Origin of the sequence: Streptomyces sp. NPDC048479 (assembly GCF_040651435.1) — a bacterium.
Taxonomy (GTDB): Bacteria; Actinomycetota; Actinomycetes; order Streptomycetales; family Streptomycetaceae; genus Streptomyces.
The window spans coordinates 1-10,190 of the sequence record NZ_JBEZKA010000070.1; the positions used below are offsets into that span (position 1 = coordinate 1).

2 protein-coding genes are annotated in these 10,190 nt (G+C 71.9%); both read right to left on the reverse strand.

Features of this window, described 5'->3' with window-relative positions; translation table 11 throughout:
- On the reverse strand, positions 1-7,731 hold a 7,731-nt coding region (locus AB0D12_RS40405; RefSeq protein WP_362694870.1), incomplete at its 3' end, for a type I polyketide synthase.
- Positions 7,732-7,802: 71 nt separating this feature from the next.
- Positions 7,803-10,190: SDR family NAD(P)-dependent oxidoreductase (locus AB0D12_RS40410; RefSeq protein ID WP_362694873.1), on the reverse strand; the 2,388-nt coding region annotated here is incomplete at its 5' end.

Below are 10,190 nucleotides of genomic sequence, written 5' to 3' on the forward strand. Positions count from 1 at the left end.
CGCCTCGCGGACGTGCCGCACCCAGAAGTCGGCCGAGCCCATCTCGTCCGTGACAAGCGCGCCGGTCAGGTTGGAGACCACAGGGATGCGCGGAGCCTCGTACGAGATGCCCTCGGCGACCTTGCGGAAGTCGGCGAGCATGCCATCCATGTGCGGCGAGTGGAACGCATGGCTCACCGTCAGCTGCTTCGTCTTGCAGCCCTGTTCCGTGAAAAACTCGGCGATCGCCACAGCCGCGTCCTCGTCACCCGCAATGACGACTGACTGCGGACCGTTGATGGCGGCGATGCTCACGCGGTCGGTCAGAAGCGGAAGGACCTCGTCCTCCGACGCCTGGACCGCGATCATCACGCCACCGGCCGGCAGCGCCTGCATCAGCCGCCCACGAGCCGCCACCAGCGCACACGCATCCTCCAGCGAGAACACCCCAGCCACATGAGCCGCGGCAATCTCACCAATCGAATGCCCCGCCAAGAAGTCCGGCCGCAGACCCCACGACTCCACCAGCCGGAACAACGCCACCTCAACCGCAAACAACGCAGGCTGCGTGTACGCGGTCTGGTTGAGAGCATCACCGTCGTCCCCGAACAGCACATCCTTCAGCGGCACTTCGAGGTAGCCGTCCACGTGCGCGCACACCGCGTCCAGCGCGTCCGCGAACACCGGATACGCCTCGTACAACTCCCGGCCCATCCCCAGCCGCTGACTCCCCTGCCCCGTGAAAAGAAACGCCAGCCCGCCACCGGCAACCGTGCCCTGCACCAGACCCGGCACCCGCTCCCCCACAGCCAGCGCTGCGAGGGCGCGCGTCAGGTCCTCGTGGCCGTCGGAGACGATCGCCGCGCGCTGCTCGAGGTGCGCCCGGCCGGTCGCCAACGAGTGGGCCAGATCGACCGATCGCGGGATTTCAGGGGACTCGACCACGGACAGCAGCTGTCCCGCCTGGGCGCGGAGAGCGTCCGCGTTTCTGGCCGAGAGCACAAAGGGCAGGGTTCCTGGCGAGACCGTGACGGCGGGTGCCTTCGGCTCCGCAGTGTGCTCCGGGGCCTGCTCGATGATCGTGTGGGCGTTGGTGCCACTGATGCCGAACGACGACACTCCGGCTCGCCAAGGCCGCTCGGTGGTCGGCCACTCGGCCGCCTCCGTCAGCAGAGCCACCTCGCCCGACGACCAGTCGACGTGCGGCGAGGGCTCGTCGACGTGCAGGGTCTGCGGCAGCACCCCGTGCTGCATCGCCATGACCATCTTGATCACGCCCGCGACACCGGCGGCGGCCTGCGTGTGCCCGATGTTGGACTTGATCGAGCCCAGCAGCAATGGCCGGTCTTCCGCGCGCCCCTGGCCGTAGGTGGCGAGCAGGGCCTGCGCCTCGATCGGGTCACCGAGCCGGGTGCCCGTGCCGTGCGCCTCCACCGCGTCCACATCCGCGGCCGACAGTCCCGCGCTCGCGAGAGCGGCACGGATCACCCGCTGCTGGGACGGACCGTTCGGCGCCGTCAGACCGTTGCTCGCGCCGTCCTGGTTGATCGCCGAACCCCGCACGACCGCCAGCACCGGATGCCCGTTGCGCCGAGCGTCGGACAGCCGCTCGACGAGCAGCATGCCGACACCCTCGCCCCAGCCCGTACCGTCCGCAGCCGCAGCGAACGCCTTGCACCGGCCGTCGGGCGAGAGGCCGCCCTGGTGGCTGAACTCGCTGAAGGTGCCCGGCGTGGACATCACCGTCACACCACCGGCCAGGGCCATCGTGCACTCACCATTGCGCAGCGCCTGGATCGCCCAGTGCAGGGCGACCAGCGACGACGAGCAGGCGGTGTCGACGGTGACCGCCGGGCCTTCAAGGCCCAGGGAGTAGGAGACACGGCCGGACATGACACTGCCCGCGTTGCCGGTCATCACATGGCCGATGACGCCGTCCGCGCCGGACTGCTCCAGTTGTGCGTCGTAACCGCTGTAGGCGGCTCCGACGAAGACACCGGCCCGGCTGCCGCGCAGTGCGGACGGGGCGATGCCGGCCCGCTCGATCGCCTCCCACGCGGTTTCGAGCAGCAGGCGCTGCTGCGGGTCCATGGCGAGCGCTTCACGCGGTGAGATGCCGAAGAAGTCGGCGTCGAAGGTGTCGGCGTCGTGGAGGAAGCCGCCTTCGAAGGCGCGGCCGTCCTCGTCGGCGTACAGCTCGTCGGTGTCCCAGCCCCGGTTGCCGGGGAGTCCGGAGATCGCGTCGCCACCGGTCTCGACGAGCCGCCACAGCTCCTCGGGGGTGCGGACGCCACCGGGGTAGCGGCAGCTCATGGCCACGATCGCGACGGGGTCGTCGGCGAGGCTCGCGCCCGGGAGCACGCCCGAGAGCAGGCCCGGCGCGTCCGTGGCTGTTTCCTGAGGGTCACCGAGGAGTTCTGCGCGCAGCTGCCGCGCGAGCGCGGCGGGCGACGGGTAGTCGAAGACGAGGGTGGTCGCCAGTCGCAGGCCGGTGGCCGCGTTGAGGCGGTTGCGCAGCTCGACGGCGGTCAGCGAGTCGAAGCCGAGATCCTTGAACGCCCGTGCGGGCTCGACCTGTCCGGCCGATGCGTGGCCGAGTACGGATGCCACTTGCGTACGTACGAGGTCGAGCAGTGCCCGGTCCTGTTCGGGGCCGGTGAGGCGGTGCAGCCGTTCGGCGAGCGGGATGCCGCCGCCGGTGCGGGTCTGCGCCGTCCGGCGGCCTCCCGAGCCGAGGAGCGCCCGGAACACCGGGGCGGCCGGGCCGGGGCCCGCGGCGGTGCGCAGGGCGGTGAGGTTCAGGCGGGCCGGGACGAGGACGGGCCGGTCGGCGGTGAGTGCCGCGTCGAGCAGGGCCATGCCTTCGGCGGCGGAGAGCGCGCCCATGCCGTGCTGCTCCATGCGCCGCAGCTGGGCCTCGTCGAGTCCGCCGGTGATGCCGCTGGCGTCGGCCCACAGGCCCCAGGCGAGTGAGGTGGCCGGCAGGCCGTGGTCGTGGCGGTGCTGGGCCAAGGCGTCCAGGAACACGTTGGCGGCCGCGTAGTTGGCCTGTCCGGCGCTGCCGAGTGTGCCGGCGATCGCGGAGAAGAGGACGAACGCCGAGAGGGGCAGGTCCCGGGTCAGCTCGTGCAGGTGCAGGGCGGCATCGGCCTTCGGCCGCAGGACCGTGTCCAGGCGCTCCGGGGTGAGCGAGGCGATCACGCCGTCATCGAGAACTCCGGCCGTGTGGATGACCGCGCCGAGCGGGTGCTCGGCGGGGATCCCCGACAGGACGGCTGCGAGGGCGTCGCGGTCGGCCGCGTCGCAGGCGGTCCAGGTGACCTGGGCGCCCAACTCGCTCAGCTCCGCAGTGCGTTCTGCTGCACCGGGGGCGTCGGCGCCCTTGCGGCTCAGGAGCAGCAGGTGGCGGACGCCGTGCGCGGTGGCCAGGTGCCGGGCGACGATGCCGGCGAGGGTGCCGGAGCCGCCGGTGATCAGGACGGTGCCGTTCGGGTCGATGGCTGTGCTGTCGGACCGGGGGGTTGTACGGCTCCGGGTCAGCCGGGGGACGTGTACGGCCCTGCCCCGCAGCATCAGTTCAGGCTCGCCGGATGCGAGGGCGTCGGCGAGGACGGCGGCCGGGGCCCGGTCCGGGTCGGCCGTCACGGGCCCGTCCAGATCGGCCGTTACATGCCCGTCCAGGTCGGCGAGGACGAACCGCCCGGGGTTCTCCGTCTCCGCCGAGCGCACCAGGCCCCACACCGCGGCATGCGGCAGGTCGTCGACACCCTCGCCCGGGGCGGCGATCGCGCCTCGGGTCATGACGACGAGACGCGAGGTCTCGAACCGCTCGTCGGTCAGCCAGGACCGCACGAGAGCGAGCGCCCGGTGCGTGGCCTCGTGCAGGGCCTCCGGGCGGTTGTCAGCCGACGGCTGCGTGAAGGGGACGACGACGTACGCGGGTACGGGCGCACCGGCGTCGACCGCTTCGCCCAGCGCCGCCAGGTCGGCGTACCGGGTGGCCGGGCCGAACCCGGCGGAGCCCAGTACGGCCCACGTGTCGCAGGACACGGGAGTGCCGTCGGCGAAGGGCAGCGGCACCCAGTCGAGCTGGAACAGCGAGTCGTGGTGCACGGCCGGCGCACCCTGCTGAACACCGGGCTCCACCGTCCCGAACGGCCGCGGGGTCAGAGCGCCGACCGTCGCCACTGGTTCGCCCAGGTCGTCGGCGAGGTCGAACGCGAGGGCCCCGCCGCCGGCGGTCCGTATCCGTACGCGCAGGGCGCCGGCGCCCACCGCGTGCAGGGTCACGTCCGACCAGGTGCCCAGCCCGGCGCCCGTGCTCCGATCCCCGTCCAGTGCGAAGGCCGCGTGCGCGGCAGCGTCCAGCAGCGCCGGGTGAAGACCGAAGTCGTGTGCCTCCGGGCCGCCTTCGGGCAGACGAACCTCGGCGAAGAGATCTCCGTCCCGGTGCCAGACGGCCTCCACGGCGCGGAAGAGTGTGCCGCGCTCGGGCCTGTGCGAGTCCTGAGGGTCGTGTGCGTACAGGTCCGTGATGTCCACGGCCTCGGCCCCGGCGGGCGGCCACTGCGCCAGATCGAAGGACGCTGCCGGCGCGGTGGGCGCGAGGACGCCCCGCGCGTGGCGCACCCAGGGAGCGTCCGCCGGAGCGGTCTCCGCCCGGGAGGAGATGGTGAAGGGGCGGCGGCCGTGGTCGTCGGGTCCGTCGACGAGCACCTGGAGCCGTACGGCGCCTTCGGCGGGCAGGGAAAGCGGGGCGTCGAGCGTCAGCTCCTCGACGCGTTCGCACCCGGCCTGGTCCCCGGCGCGTACGGCGAGTTCGACGAAGGCCGCACCCGGCAGCACGGTCGTACCGGCCACGGTGTGGTCGGCGAGCCAGGGGTGGGCGCGGAGCGAGAGCCTGCCGGTGAACAGCACGCTGTCGGAGCCGGCCAGCGTGACGGCCGCACCGAGCAGCGGATGCGCGGCCGGCTCGAGGCCCGCTCCGCTCACATCACCGGCCCCGGCGGCGCTCGGCTCCAGCCAGTAGCGCTCGTGCTGGAAGGCGTAGGTGGGCAGCTCGACGCGGCGGGCGCCGGTGCCTGAGAAGTACGCGTCCCAGTCGACGGGGGTGCCGTGGGTGTGGGCCTGGGCGAGGGCGGCGGTGACGGTCTCGGGCTCGGGGCGGCCGGTACGGAGGACGGGCACGAAGGCCGCGGTGTCGCCGATCACGCACTCCTGGGCGAGAGCGGACAGGACGCCGTCGGGGCCGAGTTCGATGTACGTCGTGACCTGGGCGGCTTCCAGGGCCCGGATGCCGTCCAGGAATCGGACTGCCTCGCGGACGTGCCGTACCCAGAAGTCGGCGGACGACATCTCGTCCGAGACCAGGGCGCCGGTCAGGTTGGAGACGACCGGGATGCGCGGAGTGTCGTACGACAGGCCCTCGGCGACCGTACGGAAGGCATCGAGCATGCCGTCCATGTGCGGCGAGTGGAACGCATGGCTCACCGACAGGCGCTTCGTCTTGCGGCCCTGAACCTCGAAGGACTCAGCGATCGCAACCGCTGCATCCTCGTCACCCGCGATGACCACCGACTGCGGACCATTGATCGCCGCGATGCTCACGCGATCCGACAGCAGAGGCAGAACCTCGCCCTCCGACGCCTGCACCGCGATCATCACGCCACCTGTCGGCAGCGCCTGCATCAGACGGCCACGAGCCGAAACCAACGTGCAGGCGTCCTCCAGCGAGAAGACACCGCCGACATGCGCGGCGGCGATCTCACCGATCGAGTGACCGGCCAGGAAATCGGGCCTGAGACCCCACGACTCGACCAGCCGGAACAACGCCACCTCAACCGCAAACAACGCAGGCTGCGTGTACGCGGTCTGATCCAGCAGATCACCGTCCGCGCCGAACAGCACATCCTTCAACGGCAGTTCCAGGTGCGCACACACCGCATCCAGCGCCTCCGCGAACACCGGATACGCCTCGTACAGCTCCCGGCCCATCCCCAGCCGCTGACTCCCCTGCCCCGTGAACAGGAACGCGACCTTGCCCTCGGTCACCAAGCCCGTCACCAGTCCTGCGGATTGCTCACCTTCGGCAAGCGCGGTGAGGGCCGCGTCGAAGTCGTCCTCGGTACGGCCGAGGAGCACGGCGCGGTGCTCCAGGGCTGCGCGGGTGGTGGCCAGCGAGTAGCCGATATCGAGGGGGCGTGCAGCGGAGCGGCCCCGGCCGTGCGTGGTGAGCAGGCGCGCGGCCTGGGCACGCAGGGCGGCGACGCTCCTGCCGGAGAGCGTCCACGGCAGGACGGCCGGGACGAAAGCCGGGGCTGCGGAAGCCGTTGCGGGCTCCTCGTCGGGTGCCTCGTCGAGTTCGGGTGCCTGCTCGATGATGGTGTGGGCGTTGGTGCCGCTCACACCGAAGGCTGAGATGGCCGCGCGGCGCGGCGCGCCGGTCTCGGGCCAGGGCATCGGCTCGGTGAGCAGGGAGACCGCGCCCTCGGCCCAGTCGACGTTCGGTGTCGGCTCGTCGACGTGCAGGGTCTGCGGGAGCACACCGTGGCGCATCGCCATGACCATCTTGATGATGCCCGCGACACCGGCCGCGGCCTGCGTGTGCCCGATGTTGGACTTGAGCGAGCCGAGTCGCAGGGGCAGGCCTTCGGGGCGGTCCTGGCCATAGGCGGCGAGGAGTGCCTGTGCCTCGATGGGGTCGCCAAGGGTGGTGCCCGTGCCGTGGGCCTCGACCGCGTCGACCTCGGCCGCCGACAGCCGGGCATTCTCCAGGGCCTGGCGGATCACGCGTTGCTGGGCGGGCCCGTTGGGCGCCGTCAGGCCGTTGCTGGCGCCGTCCTGGTTGACGGCGGAGCCGCGTACGACCGCGAGGATTTGGTGGCCGTTGCGCCGGGCGTCGGAGAGACGCTCCACCAGGAGGACGCCGACGCCCTCGGACCAGCCGGTGCCGTCCGCGGACGCGGCGAAGGACTTGCAGCGGCCGTCGGCGGCGAGGCCGCGCTGGCGGCTGAACTCGACGAACACATCGGGGTTGGGCATCACGCACACGCCGCCGACGAGGGCGAGCGAGCACTCGCGCTGGCGCAGGGCCTGGGTGGCGAGGTGCAGGGCGACGAGCGAGGAGGAGCAGGCCGTGTCGACGGTGGCCGCGGGGCCCTCGAGGCCGAAGACATAGCTGACCCGGCCGGACAGCACGCTGGTGGCGCCGCCCGTCAGGAGCAGGCCTTCGAGGCCTTCCGGGGCCTCCTTGAGATCGGCTCCGTAGCCCATGGCACCCGCTCCGACGTACACGCCCGTGCGGCTGCCGCGTACGTCCGAGGGGTCGATGCCCGCGCGTTCGAAGACCTCCCACGAGGTCTCCAGAAGCTGACGCTGCTGCGGATCCATCGCAAGTGCTTCACGCGGCGAAATGCCGAAGAATCCGGGATCGAATGCGGTGGCTTCGTCGAGGAATCCACCACCGGTGTTGTAAAAGGTGCCCTTGCGGTCGGGGTCCGGGTCGGCGAGCGACGAAATGTCCCAGCCGCGGTCGGCGGGGAATCCGGTGATGGCGTCGCCGCCCCCGTCGACCAGTCGCCACAAATCCTCGGGGGACCGCACGCCGTTGGGGAACCGGCAGCTCATCGCGACAATCGCGATCGGTTCCTGGGCGTCCGCCTCGACCTCCTGGAGGCGGCGCCGGGTCCGACGCAGCTCAGTGGTCATCCACTTCAGGTTTTCGAGAAGCTTTTCTTCGTTCGCGCTGGCCACTGGAACGTCACCCCCTGGGGAAATGCAGAATGCATGCGGACATCGGATCGGTCATCGGATCGGTCATCAGATCAGGATTTTCCGAATTCGTTGTTGATGATGTCGAAGAGGTCGTCGGCGGATGCCGATTCGATGGCGATTTCTTCGTCCTCTCCGATGACCGCTCGGTCTGCCCTGTTCCAGTTCGCCAGGAGCGATTCGAGCCGTGCGGTGACGCGGGCGCGTTCGGTGGTGTCCTCGGGGACCGACGAGAGGAGGAATTCCAGTTTGTCGATCTCCGCGAGTGCCGGGAGTCGGGGCGTGGTGTCCTCTCCGAGGAGTTCCGCCCTGATGTGGGCGGCCAGTGCGGCGGGGCTCGGGTAGTCGAAGACCAGGGCGGCGGGCAGTCGCAGTCCGGTGGCGGAGTTGAGGCGGTTGCGCAGTTCGACCGCGGTGAGCGAGTCGAAGCCCAGTTCCTTGAAGGCCCGGCCCGCCTCGACCGTCGTCGCCCCGTCGTGTCCGAGGACGACGGCGACCTGCGCGCGGACCAGGTTGAGCACCACGCGCTCCGCCTCGGCCCCGCTCATCCCCCCCAACTCGGCTTCGAGGCTTGCCGCTTCCTCGGCGGCGGTGGCGGCCCTGTCCTGCTCGGCGGCGAGCGCCCGGCGCACCTCGGGGAGGTCGGCGATCAGCGGGCGCGGGCGCGCGGCGGTGAAGGCCGGCACGAACAGGCCCCAGTCGACATCGGCGACCGTCACGGTTGTCTCGTCCCGGTCCAGCGCCTGCTGGAGGGCGGCGATCGACAACTCCGGTGCCATGACGGGCAGCCCACGACGGCGCAACTGCTCGGCCGCCTCGTCGTCGGCGACGAGACCGCCTTCGCCCCACGGCCCCCAGGCCACGGAGGTGGCCGTCAGGCCGCGGGCGCGGCGCTGCTGTGCCAGGGCGTCGAGGTGGGCGTTGGCCGCCGCGTAGGCGGCCTGGCCTCCGCTGCCCCAGATACCGGCGATGGACGAGAAGAGGACGAAGGCGTCCAACTCCGTTTCGGCGAGCAGTTCGTCGAGGTGCGTGGCGCCCGAGACCTTGGCGGCGACGACGTCGGCGACGTCGGCGGGGCCGGTCTCGGCGAGCGGCGCGAACTGCCCGGCGCCCGCCGTGTGGAAGACAGCGGTGAGACCGGGGCCTGCAGCGCCGTCGGCGAGGTTCGCGAGCAGATCGGACACGGCGGCCCGGTCGGTCACATCGCACGCGACGGCCGTGGCGCGCACGCCCAGCGCGGCGATCTCCGCGACCAGGGCATCGGCGTCGGGTGCCTGCGGACCACGGCGGCTGACGAGGATCACGTACTCCGCACCGTGGGCCGCGAGCCAGCGGGCGACATGCCCGCCGAGCGCACCCGTCCCTCCGGTGACGAGGACGGTGCCGCGGGGACGCCAGGTGGAGCGGTCCGCCGCGCTGTCGCCGCCCGCCCTGGCGCTGCCGGCCGTCACCGTCGCGGCGTGCCCGATACGGCGGGCGAGCAGGCCCGCAGAGCGTACGGCGATCTGGTCCTCGTCCCCTGCGCCCGCGAGCACGGCGAGGAGCCGGTCGACAGCCCGCTCGTCCACCGTGACGGGCAGGTCGACGAGTCCGCCCCAGCGCTCGGGATGCTCCAGGGAGACGACCCGGCCGAGGCCCCAGACCTGCGCCTGCGCGGCACTCCTGATCCGGTCGGACGGGGCGGTCGCCACGGCTCCGGCGGTGACGCACCACAGCGGGGCGTCGACTCCCGCGTCGCCGAGCGCCTGTACGAGCGTTCCGGTCAGGAGCAGCCCGGTGGGCACCGCCGGATGGGCTGGGTGCGGGAGTTCGGCGAGCGCCAGCAGGGACAGTACGCCGTCGGCCTCGTCGCCCGCGAGCACCTCGCGGAGCCGACCGGCCAGCGCCGCACGGTCCAACTCCGTTGTTTCCAGGAACACTTCCCTGACGTCCACACCCTGCGCGGCCAAAGCTGCGGACACCGCGGTGAGGCCGGTGTGCTCGGTGGCGGGGGCCACGACGAGCCAGGTCCCGGACGGCCGGGTCACAACCGGATCGGCCATCGGCTTCCATGTGACCCCGTAGCGCCAGCCGTCGACAACCGACTGCTCCTGGCGCTGCCGCCGCCACGCGGACAGCGCAGGCAGCAGGGCACTCAGCGGCTGGTCCGCGTCGATGTCCAGGGTGGCGGTGAGCGCGGACAGGTCCGCGTTGTCGACGGCAGCCCAGAACTGCGCGTCCGCGGCTCCGAGGGAGCCGTCCGACGGCTCGACGGCCGCTGTGCCGGGAGCCTCCGCCAGCCAGTAGCGCTTGCGCTGGAAGGGGTAGGTGGGGAGGTCGACGCGGCGGGGACCAGTACCGGTGCCGGAGAAGTACGCGTCCCAGTCGACGGGGGTGCCGTGGGCGTGGGCCTGAGCGAGAGCGGTGGTCAAGGTCTCGGGCTCGGGGCGGCCCTTGCGGAG